Below are 16,044 nucleotides of genomic sequence, written 5' to 3'. Positions count from 1 at the left end.
GCCGCAATCGCCATGGTAGAATTTGCGTTATCGAGCGGAGATTCCCGATGAGATGCGTCCTTCTCGCAGCGACTGCCCTTCTCTCCCTTGCCACATCCGGCCAAGCGGCGCTGGCCGCCGATGACGCGCCCGAAGCACCCTATGTCGACGACCGATCGAGCGCCGAGGCGGTCATTCGCTCGCTCTACAGCGCCATCAACCGGCACGAATTCGCCCGCGCCTGGGGTTACTTCGGCGACACAAAGCCGGCTAAGGATTTCGACAGTTTCGTCAAGGGTTATGACGGCACCGACAAGTCGAGGTCGCGACCGGTGCCATTTCGGACGACGGTGCCGCCGGCAGCATCTTCTACAATGTCCCGGTCGCCATCCGTGCCACCGACAAGAGCGGCAGCGAAAAGGTCTTTGCCGGCTGCTACACGCTGCGACAGGTCAATGCCCAGATCCAGGCGGCGCCGCCCTTCGATCCGATCCATATCGAAAAAGGCGCGCTGAAACCCTCCACCGCCGATTTCGAAGAGGCGCTGCCGCCAAGCTGCGGCGACGGCCCGCCGCCGCCGAAGAAGGATACGGCACTCGAGCAGGCCAAGAAAGCCTTCCTGGCGACCTATGGCGACCAGTGCGACAAGCAGTTCCTGGCTAATGAGCCGGAGGTGTTTTCGATCAAGTACAAGGACAAGGATGCGCAGCCCGGCGATCCCGACAAGGAAACACGGCTGTTCCATTTCTCCTGTTCGGCCGCGGCCTACAATGAAAGTTCGGTCTACTACATGACCGACGAATTGTCGGCCGTGAAGCAATTGCAGTTCGCCGAACCCAAGATGGACATCCGCTATGAGAACAACAACAGCGACGGCAAATTGCTGGGCATGAGCATCGTCGGCTTCGAGACGACCGGTTGGGCGGTCAATTCCGACTATGACGCGGAAACCCATACGATCACCACCTTCGACAAGTGGCGTGGCGTCGGCGATGCCTCCGATTCGGGAACCTATCTGTTCCGGAACGGCGATTTCTCCCTGGTCCAGTATGACGTCGATGCGTCCTATGACGGCGAGGAGAACCCTCAGACGGTCGTCGACTACAACACCGCGCCCTGAGGGACGTCGGGGCAGCGCCGATCAAGGCGCCTTCGACAGCATCCAGTTCAGCGTGCCACGCCAGTCGACCATGCGGATTGGCGTGCCGTGCGTGCCGGTCTCGAAGCGGACGAAGCGGGTCGGATAGGGATAGGCCTTCGACCTGGCGATGATGGAGCGGAAGAAGGCTTCCTGGTTCGCTACGGGAAATACCACGTCATGGCTGCCCTGGCCGAAGAAGACGGGGACATGGCGCCTGAAGGCGGGACTTGCGAGGAAACTCTCGTCCCATAGCGATCCGAGCAGCAGCAGCCCGTTGATGCGCCGGCCGGTATCGTTGCGCGCGGCAAGCTTCCAGCACAGCGCGCCGCCCATCGAGCCGCAGGCGACGAAGATTTTCGCGCCTGGGGACTGTTCGGCATAATGATCGATCAATGCCGCGACCTGTGCGGCCCCCTTGTCACCGAAATCCGGGAAATCCGGCGAGAGATAAAGCCCGCCATTGCCGGCCATCAGGTTCTTGAGCCGGTTGAAATTGCCGCCGAAAGTGAAATCGTCGACGCCCTGCTTGCGACTGCCGCCCTGCCCGTGCAGGTAGAGCACGATGAGGGCAGCTCCTTGCGTCTTGCCGACGGCGACGTGCCTGACATCGCCGGCGTCCGTCTTCAGCATCAGATCCTGCTGCACCTGGCGCACGCTGGTGTCGGTGTATTGCGGATGCACGCGCTTTTCGGGCACTTCGTCGCGCTTGTTGATATCGCGCATCTCGCGGTAGTCGATGACGGTGTAAGCGCCGCCGTCGCCCGTCGACAAGGTCGCCGGATAGGCGAAGAGATCGTCCTTGAAGGGTTTCAGTTCGAGGGCATCGGCCTGGCCGGCAAGGCCAAGAACAAATAAAGCAGCCAGAAAGGCATGGAGTGGGGAAAGAAAACGAAAGGCCATACCGCAGGCTTGCGTAATTCGGCCCGGGTTTGTCAATCCTGCAGCACGCCGCCTGCACCTTCGAGCGCCTCGCGGGTGTCGACATCGACAGACGCGCCCTCGCCGATCTCGACATCGATGACATCGAGCCCCTCGGCCTCGACCAGATGGCGTGCGCCGGTATCGCCTTCGAGATGGGCGATGGCCGGGAACAGCGCGCGCGGCAGGAGCACCGGGTTGCCGCGCTTGCCCTGATGCGAGGCGCGGACCACGGAATTGCCTCCGGCCTTGCGGAAGGCATCGATCAGCCGGTCGAGATCGCCTGATACGACGCCAGGCATATCTCCCAGAACGATCATCACGCCGGCGGTGTCCTCGGGCAGATAGGCAATGCCGGCCTTCAGCGAGGTCGACAGGCCATCGGCGAAATCGGGATTGTCGGCGAAGGTCACATCCAGCCCCGCCAGCGCCGCACGCACGCGCTCGCGCTGATGGCCGGTGACGACGATCGTGCCCGAAGCCTTCGAGCCGAGCGCGCGCTCCGCGGTGCGGCGCACCAGCGGCTTGCCGTCGAACAGCGCCATGAGCTTGTTCGGGCCGCCCATGCGGCTTGACCGGCCAGCCGCCAGAAGCACTATGGCGACCTTGAGCCGGCTCTTGGCCGGCAGCGGTTCGCGCGGCTGCGGCCGCGTCGGGATTTCCATCAGCAGCCCGCCGACCCCCATGCCGGCGATATCCTTCGCGGTGACGTCGAGGCCGGCAACCAGGCGGTCGAGCACCCAGTCGAAGCCGTTTTCCTTGGGACTGCGGGCGCAGCCGGGCGCGCCGATGACTCGCTTGCCGCCGAGTGTACCGAGCACCAGCAGATTGCCGGGATCGACCGGCATGCCGGCGCGGACAACGGTTCCGCCGGCCCTCTCGATCGCCGCGGGAACGACATCGGCGAAATCGCTCATTGCCGAGGCGCCAAAGATCACCACCAGGTCATTGTCGCGCGCCAGCGAGGCGGCGGCCTCCGCCACGGGCGCGATCTCGTGCGGCGTGCGGCGTTCCGCCGTCAACCTGCCGCCCGAACGCGCCAGCCGCGCTTCGGTGACGCGCAGCGTCTTGTCGAGCACGCTGGGCTTGATGCCCGGCAGGACCGTCTGGATGACGCCGACGCGCACCGGCTGATAGGCGTTGACGGCAAAGATCTCGCCGCCGGCGCAGATCTTCATCACGGTGTCGACCAAGGTCGAAGCGACCGCGAAGGGGATGATCTTCACAGTCGCCACCATCTGGCCTTTTTCGACCGGAGCATGCTGCGCCAGCGTGGCAATGGTGATGGCGGGATCGACGGCGTTGATGGCGTCGATCATTGCCGCGCTGACCGTGAAGATGCCGGATGCCTTGGCGTGGAGATTGACCCGGCCAGTGGCCGCCGGCCTCACCTCGATGCCGCTGAACCTCATGCTCTCGGCAATTCTTTGCGCCGCGGCGTCCTCGCCGAGATCATCCGAGGCCAGCACCGCCGCAACGACCTGCGAGACGCCAGCCCGCTTGAGTACGGAAACATCTTCGGCGCTCAGCCTGTGCGCCTTGCGAAAGCGCTTTTCACCAGCGGTGGTGGCATGCGCCAGCACCGCGCCTTCTGCCTCTTCAATCGCAATCGGACCGAATTTCACGCTACCGCGCCTTTGGCATCGAGGCCGCGCGAGCGGAAGGCGTGGATGGTCTGCGCGAGAACGGCCACGGCGATCTCGGCGGGGCTCGCGGCACCGATATCGAGCCCGATCGGCGCATGGATACGGGCGATCTGGTCGGCAGTAGCGCCCAGCGCTAGCAGGCGCTCGACGCGCTTGGCGTGCGTCTTGCGGCTACCAAGCGCACCGACATAGAAGCAATTGGCGTCTAGCGCGGCCTTCAGCGCGAAATCGTCGATCTTCGGGTCATGGGTGACGGCGGCAAGTGCGGTATAGCTGTCGAGCGGCTGGCGTTTCAGTACATCTTCCGGCCACTCGGCATGCAGAGCGACATCGGGAAAGCGGTCCGGCGTGGCAAAAGCGGTGCGCGGATCGATGATCTCGACGGGATAGCCGGCGATTTTCGCCATCGGCGCCAGCGCCTGGCTGATATGAACGGCGCCGATCACCACGAGGCGCGGCTGCGGCAGATGCGCGTTGAGAAAGAAGGTCCGCCCTTCGGCCTCGACCGAACCGGAATTGCCCGATCGAAAGGCCTTGGCGATCGCGGCTCCGAGATCCCGGGCGACCTGATCGCCCTCACGCACGATGCGGTCGCGGCCATCACCGAGATCGGTGACGAGGATCGCCGCACGGCGGGCGCGGCGCTCGGCATTCAAGGCTTTCAGCGCGTATGGATCCATCTGAGATCAGCCCAACCGCTCGACATACACCTTGATGCGGCCGCCGCAGGACAGGCCGACCTGCCAGGCGGTTTCGTCGGCGACGCCGAATTCGAGCATCCTGGCCTTGCCGGAGCCGATGACGTCGATCGCCTCGGTCACCACCGCGCCCTCGACGCAGCCGCCCGAGACCGAGCCGTGAAAATTGCCTTCGGCGTCGATGACCAGATGGCTGCCGACAGGCCTCGGCGCCGAACCCCAGGTCTCGACCACGGTGGCAATGGCGACATCCTTGCCATCCTTCATCCAACCTTCCGCGATGATCAGCGGATCGCGGGCCTCATCGAGATAATGACTGTCGTTCATCGTTGCTTCTCTCAGGGTCTGTTTTTCCAGGGGGCCGGGAAACATATGGCTATGCGGCGTGCCTCGCGCCAGCTTCCATCCATCGCCGCGGATCGACGGACTGTGCCGACTTCTTGTCCAGCGACGCGCAGAGGTCGGCGAGCGCATCGAGATTGTGTACCGAGCGGAATTCATCGACATGCGGCAGCATCGCCTTGACGCCGCGAGCACGTGCCTGAAAACCGTCGAAGCGCAGCAACGGGTTCAACCAGATCAGCCGCCGGCAGGATTTATGCAGCCGCTCCATCTCCTGCGAAAGGCCGGCGACATCGTCGCGCTCCAGCCCGTCGGTGATCAGAAGCACGACCGCGCCCTGTCCCAGCACGCGCCGCGACCATATCAGGTTGAACTCGGCCAGTGTGTCGCCAATGCGTGTGCCGCCGGACCAGTCCTTGACCGCCGCCGAACAATCGGCAAGGGCGGCATCGGGATCGCGGTGGCGCATCTGCCGGGTCAGATTGGTCAGCCGCGTGCCGAAGACGAAGGTGTGGACGCGGCGGCGTTTTTCCGTCAGCGCGTGCAGAAAATGCAGGAAGATGCGCGTGTACTGGCTCATCGAGCCGGAAATGTCGGCCAGCACCACCAGCGGCGGGTGGACTTCACGGGCCGAGCGGAATTTCGGCAGGATCAATTCGCCGCCGGTGCGCGCGGCCGAGCGCATCATGGCGCGCGGGTCGATGCGGCGGCCATGCGCATCCGCCTTGAAGCGCCGGGTCCGCACCATGTCGAAAGGCAGCCGCAGCTCGGCGATCGCCTTCTTCGCGTCCGCCATTTCGGTAGCGTTCATCTGGGCAAAGTCCTTGTCCCGCAACACCTCGTTGCCGGAAAAGGTGAAGCGGGCATCGACCTCGATCTCAGGGACCTCCTGCGGTGGCTGGTTTTTCTGATGGCCTTCGAACATTGCCTGGCTGACGCGGTTCTCGGCCGCGCGCGGCTTCTGCTTCTCCCTGACGTCGGGCGCCACGGGCGAAAACATCGCCAGCAGTTTCTCGATCAGTTCGCGCGATTTCCAGAACAGGCGGAAGGCCTCGTCGAAGACCGGGTGATCCTCGTGCCTGGACACCAGCACGGCATGCAGCGTCCAGTAGAAATCGTCACGCGAGCCGATGCCGGCGGCCAGCACCGCCTCGATGGCGTCCTTGACCGAGGCCGGCCCGACCCGCATGCCAGCCTTGCGCAAGGTGCGGGCGAAATAGATGATGTTGTCGGCGATGCGTCCGCCCGCCGTCGCCTCTTTGGAGTCGGAACGCGGCGCCTTCATCGCGTTACTCCGCCGCCGCGAGCTCGGCCTTGACCTCGTCGAGGATGCGCCGGCCCTCGCCCGTGCCGATGCGGGCAATGTCGTCCTGGTATTTCAACAGCACGCCGATCGTGTCGGACACGGTTTCCGGGTCGAGCGCCACCTTGTCGAGTTCGGTCAGCGCGCCGGCCCAGTCTATGGTCTCGGCGACTCCCGGCACCTTGAACAATTCGATCTGGCGCAGTTTCTGGATGAAGGAGACCACCTCCGCCGAAAGCCGCTGGTTGGCCCGCGGCACCTTGCGGCGCACGATCTCCAATTCGCGCTCGGCATTGGGATAATCGACCCAGTGATACAGGCAGCGCCGCTTCAGCGCGTCGTGGATCTCGCGGGTGCGGTTGGTGGTGATGATGACGATCGGCGGTTCTTCCGCCTTGATGGTGCCGAGTTCGGGCACCGTCACCTGGTAGTCGGAGAGGATTTCGAGCAGGAACGCTTCGAAGGCTTCGTCGGTGCGGTCAAGTTCGTCGATCAGGAAGACCGGGGCCGCTCCCGTCTTGCCAGTCAACGCATCGAGCACCGGTCGGCGGATCAGGTATTTTTCCGAGAAGACGTTGCGCTCCATGGCGGAGCGGTCGACCTTGCCGGCCGCCTCCTCCATGCGGATCTCGATCATCTGCGCGGCGTAATTCCACTCGTAGACAGCAGACGAAACGTCAAGCCCTTCATAGCACTGCAGGCGGATCAGCCTGCGGCCAAGCGCCTGCGCCAACACCTTGGCGATCTCGGTCTTGCCGACGCCGGCCTCGCCCTCGAGGAACAATGGCCGGTTCATGCGCAACGACAGGAAAAGCACAGTCGCCAGCGATCGATCCGCCACATAGTCCGCGCCGGTCAGGAGATCGAGCGTCTCGTCGATCGTCCGCGGTACGGGGCGCGGTTTCAGTTCGGTCATTCTTTCTCCGTGAACGCCGCCGCTCCGCTGTCCAGGACATGGTAGCCGCGGGCGTGATAGATCAGCGGCCGCAAATTATCGCCCATGCGAAGGCCTGTCACCTTGCCAAAAAGCACACGATGCGTGGCCAGGTCCTTGGTGTCGATCAGTTCGCAGTCGAACACGGCCAGCGCCCCCTTCAGCGTCGGTGCGCCGGTGGAGATCACATCCCATTCGCCGAGCGCGAAACGCTCCTCGACCGGCAGGCCGGTGATGCCGGAAAAGCCGACCGACAGCGGTTCCTGATGCGAAGCCAGCGTGTTCAGGGCAAACCGGCCGTTTTTCACGAACAGCTCATTCTTGGCATTTTCGCGGTTGAGACAGACCAGGATGGTCGGCGGCGTGTCCGACACCGAGCAGGCAGCGATTACCGTCGTGCCGCGCTTGCCGGCGGGCCCGTCGGTGGTGACCACGTGAACGTGGCCGGCAAAATGGCTCATCGCGTCGCGATAGGCCTGCGGTCCAATGTCATTCTTCTTCAGCACCGGAAATTGTCCATAGCCAGAACCCTACCGCTATATATGGCCAGACATGACATGCCACAAGCGAAGTGCTTGGCCCATATCCCGAATTCGCGTGTTGCACCAAGGCCGGGCAGCCTTTAGGTCTTGGCGAGAATTGGCGCTCGCGCTGTTATCGCGGGCTTGGGAGGAACTCTTCGGCAGGATGCGACCCGGGGCAACGATATCCGCCGCGCTGGCCTGGCTGTTCTTGGCCGGCGCCGCCAGCGCCCAGACGCTGACGATCGGCGTTGCTGCTCCGTTGTCGGGAGCATCGGCCATCCTCGGCAAGCAGATCGAGGTCGGTGCCGGGCTCGCGGCGCAAGCAAACGGCGTCGAACTCAAGACCGAGGATGATGCCTGCACCGCCGATGGCGGTGCAGCCGCGGCCAGGGCTCTTGCCGCGGCCAGGGTCAGTGTCGTGATCGGCTTCCTATGCACCGAAGCCATCGAGGCGGCGATGCCGATCCTCAAGGACGCCAATATCCCGGTCGTCACCGTCGGCGTGCGCACCGAAAGCCTTACCGATCGCCGCGCCAAAACCGGCTGGCCGGTCTATCGCCTGGGGCCCCGCGGCGACGATGAGCGCAACGCCGTTGCCTCCACCCTCACCCGTCTGTGGCAGAACGAGCTGTTCGCCATTATCGACGACGGCACCATCTATGGCCGCGAGATGGCCGAGACATTTCGCGCGGCGGCCGAGCAAGCTGCGCTGAAGCCGGTGTTCGTCGACACGTTCCGGCCGCAACTCGATAACCAGATAGGAATGATCGGTCGACTGAAGAAGGCCGGCGCGACGCATGTCTTTGCCGGCGGCGACGGCGACGACGTCGCCATTATGGGTCGCGATGCCGCACAGCTACAGGCCGGCATGGTCTTTGCCGGCGGCGAAAATCTGCGCACGCCGCCCGGAGACGTGGCCTATGCGACGGGCACGCTGATGATCGCGCCGCCCGAATGGGCCGATGTCGCCGACGCAAAGGCGCTGGAAAGCTTCTCCGCGCAAAAGATCGTGCCGGAAGGCTACACGCTGCCGGCCTATGCGGCGGTGGAGATCGCCAAGGCCGCATCGACCTTGTCCCCGGGCAAGCCGCTGACCGAGGTGCTGAGCGGGCATGATTTCACCACGGCGATCGGGCCGGTCCGCTTTGACGCCAAGGGCGACCTCAGCCAGAGCCCCTACCGCGTCTTCCGCTTCGACGGCGCGCGCTTCGTGCCTTTGGAAAGCAATTGATGTTCCGCACCGGTCCTCGCAATCTGATCACCGACGTTGCCGGCCTGCGCGTCGGCAATGCATCCGACGCCCGGCTGAAATCCGGCGTGACGACGATCCTTTGCGACGAACCGGCGGTGGCCGGTGTCCAGATCCTGGGCGGTGCGCCAGGCACGCGCGAGACGGACCTGCTCGAACCGCACAATTCGATAGAGGCGATCCACGCCGTGGTGCTGTCGGGCGGTTCGGCTTTCGGCCTCGATGCCGCGTCCGGCGTGCAGGCGGCGTTGCGCGAGCGCGGCATCGGCTTCGAGGTGGGCGGATTTCGCGTGCCGATCGTGCCGGCGGCGATCCTGTTCGACCTGCGCAATGGTGGGGACAAGGAATGGGGCCGTTACCCCCCATATCGCGATCTCGGCTATGAGGCAGCACAATCCGCCGCCACCGATTTCCAGCTCGGCACGGTCGGTGCCGGCACAGGTGCGCTGACCGCCGGGCTGAAGGGCGGCCTGGGCTCCGCTTCGACGCTGCTGGACAGTGGCGTTACAATCGGTGCGCTGGCCGCCGTCAATCCGACCGGATCGGTGACCGTCGGGCGCACCCGCCATTTCTGGGCGGCGCCCTTCGAAATCGGCGACGAATTCGGCGGGCTCGGCTATCCCTCGCCCATGCCGGGCGATGCGAAGGAGATTTTGCTGAAATACCGCGACAAGCATGTAGGCACGCGGATGGAGACCGTCGGCAACACCACCATCGCGGTCATCGCGACGGATGCGGTTCTCACCAAGGCCGCAGCGAAACGCCTGGCAATGTCGGCGCATGACGGCTTCGTGCGCGCCATCTGGCCGACGCACACGCCGGCCGATGGTGACCTGGTGTTCGCACTGGCGACGGGGACGAACGGCATCCGGCTCGAGGCCGATGCGGCAATCGACCTCTATGCCGCGGCCGGGGCCACCATGGCGCGCGCCATCAGCCGTGGCGTGTTTGCCGCGACGCCAGCCGACAACGATCTGTTTCCCGTCTGGTCGTCGCGTTTGGGCTGAATCGATCGATCAGACCGGATCGGATTTTTCTTCCTCGAACGTCACCGCCACATCGGAATTCGCTGACAGCCACACCTTCTTGCCATCGACCTCTGCAACCAGGGCCAGAGGAATGTAGTGGTGATGACCTTTGTGAGCGCCCTCGCCGCTGTCGGCCTTGGTCAGCTTGATGCGCTGGCCGTCGATCTTGTCGACAGTGCCGAGATGCACGCCATCGGCGCCGACGACTTCCATATGCTCACGAATTTTGCTGGTGTCGGTCATGGTGGTTCTCCATTGGGACTGCCGACAATAACAACTGACGAGCCGATTGGATGCATCGGCTTTCGGCCCGCACGACGTTTTGATTTCGTCGTGCTAGGGATTGCAACGATCACGGCTGCCGGAGTGAAAAAGATGCGAGTGCTTTTCCTGTTTGCCGTTTGCCTGGCCGCGCAGCTCGGCGCGTCGATCGCCGTCCAGGCCGGCGATGTCGCCGATCTTGAAATCCTTGGCTTCAGCAAGGATGGCGGCGTGTTCGCCTTCGAGGAATACGGAGTCCAGGACGGGTCGGGCTTCCCCTATGCCAACCGCTATTACATCGACACCAGCACCGACAGCTTTCTCAAGGGCACGCCGATCAGGGTCCGGCTCGACGACGAGAACGCCAAGCTGGACGCGGCGCGCCTTCAGGCCCGGCAAAAGGGCGAGGCCATTGTCAGCCAGGCCGAGCTGAGCGCCAATCGCGGCATCACCGCCGGTTTCAACCCGGTGACCGAGCTTTCGGCCGATCCGCACCGCATGGCGGTCAATCCGCGGCCGATCTTCTCTCCGGTCGACCAACCGCTCGAGTTCCGGCTGGACGAGATCGGCATGAACAGCACCGAAGGCTGCGACAGCCAGGGCGAGATCAATGGCTTCCGGCTGCTGCGCGTCGCGGCGCAGGATGGCGGCACCACCAAATTGCTGCACGAGGACAAGTCGATCCCCAAAAGCCGCGGCTGCCCGAACGGTTACCGCATCGGTGCGGTCCAGACATTCTCCATGGATAGCCTCAGCGCCTATGCGGTGCTGATCGCGGTGCGCCAATATGGCTTCGAGGGTCCGGACTTCCGCTGGATCGCCGTGACCGGCCGCCTGTGAGTACGCACGTCGCCATACTCAGCCGCAACCTGAACTTCGTCCGCCGTGCCTTGCCAGGGTGGCGCGCGACGCTTTTCGGCTCGTTCTTGTGGGCCGCAACCATGGGCACGAGCGCGCTCATCAACCTGTTGCTGGACGATTGGGTGACGCCGGAGAAAATCCGCACCGTATCGCTGCTGTTTGCGGGCGGCGGCGCCCTCGCCTTTCCGGTCGGCCTGTTCGTGGCACGGCTGGTCTCACTGGGAAGGCGCCGGGAGGCAGCCTTCGCGGCGACAATGGTATGCCTTGCCGCCGCGACGATCGGGCTGACCGACGGGCTCTATGCCTTGCAGTACCGGTCATACTATGCCGAATGGCATGCACCGGTCTTCACCCTCACCTGGGGGTTTCAACTCGCCTTCACGATGGCGGTGGCGTCCTACCAGTTCATGGTGCTGGGCATCAGGCTCTATTTTCCGCTTGGGTTCATCGCCTTGTTTGCCGCCAGTCTCTGGTTTGCACAGCAGCAGCGTTGAGCATTTTGTCTGTCTCTGTTAGGAGGCGGGCTAACCCTCCGACACATCAGGACTGACCGATGATCCCTCGCTATTCCCGGCCGGAAATGGTTGCCATCTGGTCGCCCGAAACCCGGTTTCGCATCTGGTTCGAAATCGAGGCCCATGCCTGCGACGCGCTGGCCGAACTCGGCGTCATCCCGAAGGAAGCGGCAAAGACCATCTGGGAAAAGGGCGGTGCCGCGAAATTCGACGTCGAGAAGATCGACGAGATCGAACGCGTCACCAAGCATGACGTCATCGCCTTCCTCACACATCTTGCCGAATTCGTCGGACCGGATGCGCGTTTCATCCACCAGGGCATGACGTCTTCGGATGTCCTGGACACCTGCTTTGCCGTCCAGCTTACCCGCGCCAGCGACATTCTGCTCGCCGACATTGACGGCCTGCTTGCCGCGCTCAAGCGCCGCGCCTTCGAACACAAGGACACCGTTACCATCGGCCGCAGCCACGGCATCCATGCCGAGCCGACAACCTTCGGCATCAAGCTGGCGCAGGCCTATGCCGAATTCTCGCGCTGCCGCGAGCGGCTGGTGCACGCACGCGAAGACATCGCCACCTGCGCCATTTCCGGGGCGGTCGGCACCTTCGCCAACATCGAACCCTATGTCGAGGAGCATGTCGCGGCAAAGCTCGGGCTGAAGCCGGAGCCGGTGTCGACGCAAGTGATCCCGCGCGACCGCCACGCCATGTTCTTTGCCACGCTCGGCGTCATCGCCTCGTCGATGGAGCGGCTGGCGACCGAGATCCGGCACCTGCAGCGCACCGAGGTGCTGGAAGCGGAGGAATATTTTTCGCCGGGCCAGAAAGGCTCGTCGGCAATGCCGCACAAGCGCAACCCCGTGCTGACGGAAAACCTCACAGGCCTTGCCCGCATGGTGCGCTCCATGGCGCTGCCGGCGATGGAGGATGTGGCGCTCTGGCACGAGCGCGACATCTCGCACTCCTCCGTCGAGCGCATGATCGGTCCGGATGCCACGGTGACGCTGGATTTCGCGCTGTCACGGCTGACCGGCGTCGTCGACAAGCTGGTCGTCTATCCCGAGAACATGCTGAAGAACATGAACAAGTTCCGCGGCCTGGTGCATTCGCAGCGCGTCATGCTGGCGCTGACGCAGGCAGGCCTGTCGCGCGAGGACTCCTACCGGCTGGTGCAGCGCAACGCCATGAAGGTGTGGGAACAAGGCGCTGATTTTCTTGAGGAACTTTTGGCCGACAAGGAAGTCACCGCTGCCCTGCCGGAGGCGGCAATCCGTGAGAAATTCGACCTGGGCTACCACACCAAGCATGTCGACACGATCTTCAGGCGGGTGTTTGAAGAGGCTTGAGCTTCCTTCACCCCGTAGACGGGAGAAAGAAGCCGTGCCGACGCCGATCACGCCTTTCCGGGAACGGTCCTGATCACCGTGCCCCAAGGATCCTCACGCGTCGTTTCGCCGGTCACATTGTCCGAACGCATCTCGACCCAGGCGAGGCCCGAGCGCGACGGGTCGCGACGGCCGGCGCCGGCGCTCTGCCAGGCATTGGCGCCGATGTGATGATGGTAATGGCCTGACGACAGGAACACTGCCTGACCGCCATATCTGGCCACCGTGTCGAAGCCGAATTCCTGGTTCCACCAGGCTTCCGCCTCTTCCGGCCTGCCGACACGCAGATGGACATGGCCGACGATGCTGTTTTCCGGCGCGCCTCGCCACCCCGCATCGCCGGCCGGCACTTCGCCGACGACAGCCGGAATGTTGAGCCGCTCGGTCGCCATGGCGATCTTGTCGCCGTTCCATTTCCAGTCCTGCGGCCGGCGGTCGGCATAGATCTCGATGCCGTTGCCTTCGGGGTCGGTCAGGTAAAGCGCTTCGCTGACCAGATGGTCGGACGCGCCCTCGATGGCGATCTTGTCTGATATGGCGTGGTTGATCCAGCGGCCGAGATCGGCACGGCTGGGCAGCAGGAAAGCCGTGTGGAACAGGCCGGCGCTGCGCGGATCGTCCGGCTTGGCCGAAGCATCCGGCTCGAGGACCAGCAACGGACGGCTGCCGGCGCCGAGCGTGATCGCGCCATCGGCACGGCTCAATTCCTGCAGGCCGACAACCCGGCGATAATAGGCAGCGAGGCTCTCAGCATCGCGCGCCTTCAGCCCGACGCGGGCAACGCTCACCGGCGTGGTGGCGGCAAATGGCAGTTCGCTCATCATGGTCTCCATCGCGGCGACGCTTGATGAAGCTCCCAATGCCAGGGGCCCGGCGCCGCCAATTATTGTATGTCGTGTCAGCGCCAAAATCCCGGTCCTCCACGGCTGTTTCTCTCCTAACGACAGATCGTCGATCGCGATCGTTCACACAAGACAGCGAAAAGCGAACATGGTGTTCACCATTACGAGCAGAAGCGCGTCCATCAACGGTTGCATGAGGCAATCACGCTCGCTATCTCAGCTCCATGAAAGTCAAAGATGCAGATATCCTGATCGTCCCGGGCTACACCAACTCCGGACCGGAGCACTGGCAAACCCGCTGGCAATCGAAACTGTCGACGGCGCGGCGCGTCGAGCAGGCTGAATGGTCGAAGCCGGTCCGCGAGGACTGGACGGCGAGCGTGGCCAAAGCGGTCAACGAGGCCGAGAGGCCTGTGGTCATCGTCGCGCACTCGTTAGGGGTGGCTGCGGCCGTGCAGGCCATCCCGCAATTCGTCAGACCGGTCGCCGGCGCCTTCTTCGTGGCGCCGCCCGATGTTGCCAACCCTGGGATCAAGCCGAAGCACCTGATGACCTTCGGACCCTACCCGCGCGAGCCGCTGCCCTTTCCGTCGATCGTGATCGCCAGCCGCAACGACCCGTTCTGTGCCTTCGGTGTCGCCGAGGACATAGCCGGCGCCTGGGGTTCGCTGTTCATCGATGCCGGCGAGACCGGCCATCTCAACCAGGATTCTGGCTTCGGCCCCTGGCCCGAAGGCTCGATGACCTTCGCCAAGTTCCTGACGGATCTGTGATTGAGACCCAAAGTCGGCGCACAGAGTCCCGAAGAAACCGCCGAGCTCCGATAAACAATAGTTTAAGGTGGCTCGCGAGCGCCTGACCGCCCGGCGCCGTGCCGGCAGTTCCTCCGGTTCGCGTTCAGGCTCCGATCGAGTCCTGTATGCTCTTCAGCAGGGTCCTTGCCCCCAATGAAATCAACGCGTGCTCGGAACCGGTGGCGAGCAGGCGATAGCCCATCGAGACGACACGGCCGGCAATTGCTGGTTCGACGACATAGATCGCGGCATGTTTTCCGGCCTTGCGGGTGCGCTCGGCCACCGACGCCACCGTCTCCATCATGCTCTCCAGCGTCGAACTGACCGTGGCGCCATTGGTCCAGGCAATCGAGAAATCCGACGGCCCGAGGAAGATGCCGTCAATGCCGGGCGTGTCGAGAATGCTGTCGAGCGCGTCGAGCGCGGCGCGCGTCTCGACCATGGCAAAGGCCATGGTGCGCTGATTGGTGTCGCGCAGCCATTCGGCATAGTCGCCCTTGCCGTGGCGCGGAAAGGCATAGGTGGGGCCCCACGAGCGCTCGCCGAGCGGTGGATATTTCATCGCCGCGGCGAACAGCTTTGCATCGGCCACCGAATTCACCATCGGCGCGATCACCGCCTCGGCGCCGAAATCGAGCGCCCGGCTTGCCATGTCGAAACGGCCGACGGGGATGCGCACCAGCGCCGGCTTGTTTGCGGCAAGCACGGGCAAGAGACCGCGCAGCACGCTGTCCTCGTGATGACCGCCATGCTGCATGTCGAGCGTGATGGCATCGAAGCCCTGTTTGGCGAGGATCTCGACGGTCAGGGCATCCGGCACGCCGGACCAAGCGGTGACCAGCGTTTCATCGGCGGCAAGGCGGGACTTCAGGGACATCTAGTCTTCTTCCTCGTTAATGTCGGCAGTTTCAGCCGGAAACCACGCCAAAGGCAAAGAAAAACCGCCCGGCTTGGCCGGGCGGTCGATTGGTCCAGTCATTCATTTTTGCCGCAGGTTCCGTCGCAAAACCGGGACACTCTTGCGAAACCCTGCGTCGGCCTGGATCAGGTGTTCTTGATCTGCTCGATCGCCTGCGCCATCAGTTCGTCCATGGTGCGGCGGATCTGATGGTCCGACTGGTCGACGCCGGCGGCATCGAAATCCTTACGGATCTTGCGGAACACGTCGTGATCGCCGGCTTCCTCGATGTCGGAAACAACGACTTCCTTGGCATAGGTATCGGCGTCGGCACCCGACTTTCCGAGCTTTTCGGCGGCCCACAGGCCGAGCGCCTTGTTGCGGCGCGCCGACGCCTTGAACCGAAGCTCTTCGTCGAACACAAATTTGCGCTCGAAGCCCTCTTCGCGATCTTTCATGCTGCTCATGGCGTCCCTCCGGGTCAAATGCGATTCGTTGGCAGAGATATGTGTGTTGCCAAAGCACAAACCAAAACGTCGCGAGCCGGTCAATACGCTTCGTCATATGCTGCGCTGCGGCATTTCAGTCCGGAAAGCGGTTGATTGGACGGATTTGCCGATTGAGCAAACGGTGTGATTGGGATAGACCCGGCATTGAACCCAACCGTCGCCGCAACTAATATAGGCAGACGGACAGGAACTGGTCGCTTGCCGCCTGCCCGCAAAT

At 63.8% G+C, this 16,044-nt stretch carries 17 protein-coding genes and 1 pseudogene; 7 read left to right on the top strand and 11 right to left on the bottom strand.

Going from position 1 to position 16,044, the window contains the following annotated elements:
* Nucleotides 1-47 precede the first annotated feature (47 nt).
* Nucleotides 48-1,099, top strand: a pseudogene (locus tag FJV83_RS06600) (DUF1176 domain-containing protein).
* A 21-nt stretch (nucleotides 1,100-1,120) separates the two neighbouring features.
* Here the strand turns inward: FJV83_RS06600 and FJV83_RS06595 are convergent.
* The 7 genes from FJV83_RS06595 to FJV83_RS06565 are packed head-to-tail and all read right to left on the bottom strand — an operon-like array spanning nucleotide 1,121 to nucleotide 7,467.
* The gene (locus FJV83_RS06595) at nucleotides 1,121-2,020 is read right to left on the bottom strand and encodes a phospholipase (RefSeq protein WP_095770338.1); all 900 of its coding nucleotides are present in this window, start codon (nucleotides 2,018-2,020) and stop codon (nucleotides 1,121-1,123) included.
* 32 nt (nucleotides 2,021-2,052) lie between these two features.
* Nucleotides 2,053-3,663 carry a molybdopterin-binding/glycosyltransferase family 2 protein gene (locus tag FJV83_RS06590; protein ID WP_095770339.1) on the bottom strand — a complete coding sequence of 537 codons (1,611 nt, stop codon included), beginning with the start codon at nucleotides 3,661-3,663 and terminating at the stop codon, nucleotides 2,053-2,055.
* Nucleotides 3,660-4,364 carry an XdhC family protein gene (locus FJV83_RS06585; protein ID WP_095770340.1) on the bottom strand — a complete coding sequence of 235 codons (705 nt, stop codon included), beginning with the start codon at nucleotides 4,362-4,364 and terminating at the stop codon, nucleotides 3,660-3,662. Before FJV83_RS06585 ends, FJV83_RS06590 begins: the two co-directional genes overlap by 4 nt.
* Before the next feature lie 6 nt (nucleotides 4,365-4,370).
* The gene (locus FJV83_RS06580; protein ID WP_095770876.1) at nucleotides 4,371-4,709 is read right to left on the bottom strand and encodes an XdhC family protein; all 339 of its coding nucleotides are present in this window, start codon (nucleotides 4,707-4,709) and stop codon (nucleotides 4,371-4,373) included.
* 49 nt (nucleotides 4,710-4,758) lie between these two features.
* Complete coding sequence (locus FJV83_RS06575; protein ID WP_095791540.1) at nucleotides 4,759-6,009, bottom strand: VWA domain-containing protein; 1,251 nt, start codon at nucleotides 6,007-6,009, stop codon at nucleotides 4,759-4,761.
* Between the two features lie 4 nt (nucleotides 6,010-6,013).
* The gene (locus FJV83_RS06570; RefSeq protein ID WP_095770342.1) at nucleotides 6,014-6,943 is read right to left on the bottom strand and encodes a MoxR family ATPase; all 930 of its coding nucleotides are present in this window, start codon (nucleotides 6,941-6,943) and stop codon (nucleotides 6,014-6,016) included.
* Nucleotides 6,940-7,467 carry a flavin reductase gene (locus FJV83_RS06565; protein WP_095791541.1) on the bottom strand — a complete coding sequence of 176 codons (528 nt, stop codon included), beginning with the start codon at nucleotides 7,465-7,467 and terminating at the stop codon, nucleotides 6,940-6,942. Before FJV83_RS06565 ends, FJV83_RS06570 begins: the two co-directional genes overlap by 4 nt.
* Before the next feature lie 181 nt (nucleotides 7,468-7,648).
* Between FJV83_RS06565 and FJV83_RS06560 the strand changes: the two genes are divergently transcribed.
* Together FJV83_RS06560 and FJV83_RS06555 are read left to right on the top strand one after the other, a co-directional pair.
* Nucleotides 7,649-8,716: an ABC transporter substrate-binding protein gene (locus FJV83_RS06560; protein WP_142884701.1), complete on the top strand. Its 1,068-nt coding sequence runs from the start codon at nucleotides 7,649-7,651 to the stop codon at nucleotides 8,714-8,716.
* Nucleotides 8,716-9,741, top strand: coding sequence for a P1 family peptidase (locus tag FJV83_RS06555; protein ID WP_142884702.1), 1,026 nt, complete (start codon nucleotides 8,716-8,718; stop codon nucleotides 9,739-9,741). The genes FJV83_RS06560 and FJV83_RS06555 overlap by 1 nt, the downstream gene beginning before the upstream one ends.
* A 9-nt stretch (nucleotides 9,742-9,750) precedes the next feature.
* On the opposite strand, the gene FJV83_RS06550 is transcribed toward FJV83_RS06555, so the two are convergent.
* Nucleotides 9,751-10,005, bottom strand: a complete 255-nt coding sequence (locus FJV83_RS06550; protein WP_142884703.1) for a DUF2171 domain-containing protein — start codon at nucleotides 10,003-10,005, stop codon at nucleotides 9,751-9,753.
* A gap of 132 nt (nucleotides 10,006-10,137) precedes the next feature.
* Between FJV83_RS06550 and FJV83_RS06545 the strand changes: the two genes are divergently transcribed.
* The 3 genes from FJV83_RS06545 to purB are packed head-to-tail and all read left to right on the top strand — an operon-like array spanning nucleotide 10,138 to nucleotide 12,745.
* Entirely contained in the window at nucleotides 10,138-10,863 is a 726-nt protein-coding gene (locus tag FJV83_RS06545; protein WP_095770877.1) for a DUF2259 domain-containing protein, read from the top strand.
* Nucleotides 10,860-11,378: a hypothetical protein gene (locus FJV83_RS06540; RefSeq protein ID WP_142884704.1), complete on the top strand. Its 519-nt coding sequence runs from the start codon at nucleotides 10,860-10,862 to the stop codon at nucleotides 11,376-11,378. Before FJV83_RS06545 ends, FJV83_RS06540 begins: the two co-directional genes overlap by 4 nt.
* Before the next feature lie 59 nt (nucleotides 11,379-11,437).
* A complete protein-coding gene (purB, locus tag FJV83_RS06535; protein ID WP_142884705.1) occupies nucleotides 11,438-12,745 on the top strand; it encodes an adenylosuccinate lyase in 1,308 nt (435 codons plus the stop codon).
* 47 nt (nucleotides 12,746-12,792) lie between these two features.
* Here the strand turns inward: purB and FJV83_RS06530 are convergent, their stop codons facing one another.
* Nucleotides 12,793-13,605, bottom strand: coding sequence for a VOC family protein (locus tag FJV83_RS06530; RefSeq protein ID WP_095770878.1), 813 nt, complete (start codon nucleotides 13,603-13,605; stop codon nucleotides 12,793-12,795).
* A gap of 245 nt (nucleotides 13,606-13,850) precedes the next feature.
* Here FJV83_RS06530 and FJV83_RS06525 point away from each other — a divergent pair, with 245 nt between their 5' ends.
* Complete coding sequence (locus FJV83_RS06525) at nucleotides 13,851-14,399, top strand: alpha/beta hydrolase (RefSeq protein ID WP_142884706.1); 549 nt, start codon at nucleotides 13,851-13,853, stop codon at nucleotides 14,397-14,399.
* Between the two features lie 124 nt (nucleotides 14,400-14,523).
* Here the strand turns inward: FJV83_RS06525 and FJV83_RS06520 are convergent, their stop codons facing one another.
* Together FJV83_RS06520 and FJV83_RS06515 are read right to left on the bottom strand one after the other, a co-directional pair.
* Nucleotides 14,524-15,297, bottom strand: coding sequence for an HpcH/HpaI aldolase/citrate lyase family protein (locus FJV83_RS06520; protein WP_142884707.1), 774 nt, complete (start codon nucleotides 15,295-15,297; stop codon nucleotides 14,524-14,526).
* Between the two features lie 167 nt (nucleotides 15,298-15,464).
* A complete protein-coding gene (locus tag FJV83_RS06515) occupies nucleotides 15,465-15,785 on the bottom strand; it encodes a DUF1476 domain-containing protein (protein WP_095770351.1) in 321 nt (106 codons plus the stop codon).
* Nucleotides 15,786-16,044 lie beyond the last annotated feature (259 nt).

Origin of the sequence: Mesorhizobium sp. WSM4307, assembly GCF_007003945.1 — a bacterium.
GTDB lineage: Bacteria > Pseudomonadota > Alphaproteobacteria > Rhizobiales > Rhizobiaceae > Mesorhizobium.
The sequence above is the reverse complement of the archived record's forward strand: the minus strand, read 5'-3'. Positions and strand labels throughout refer to the sequence as shown.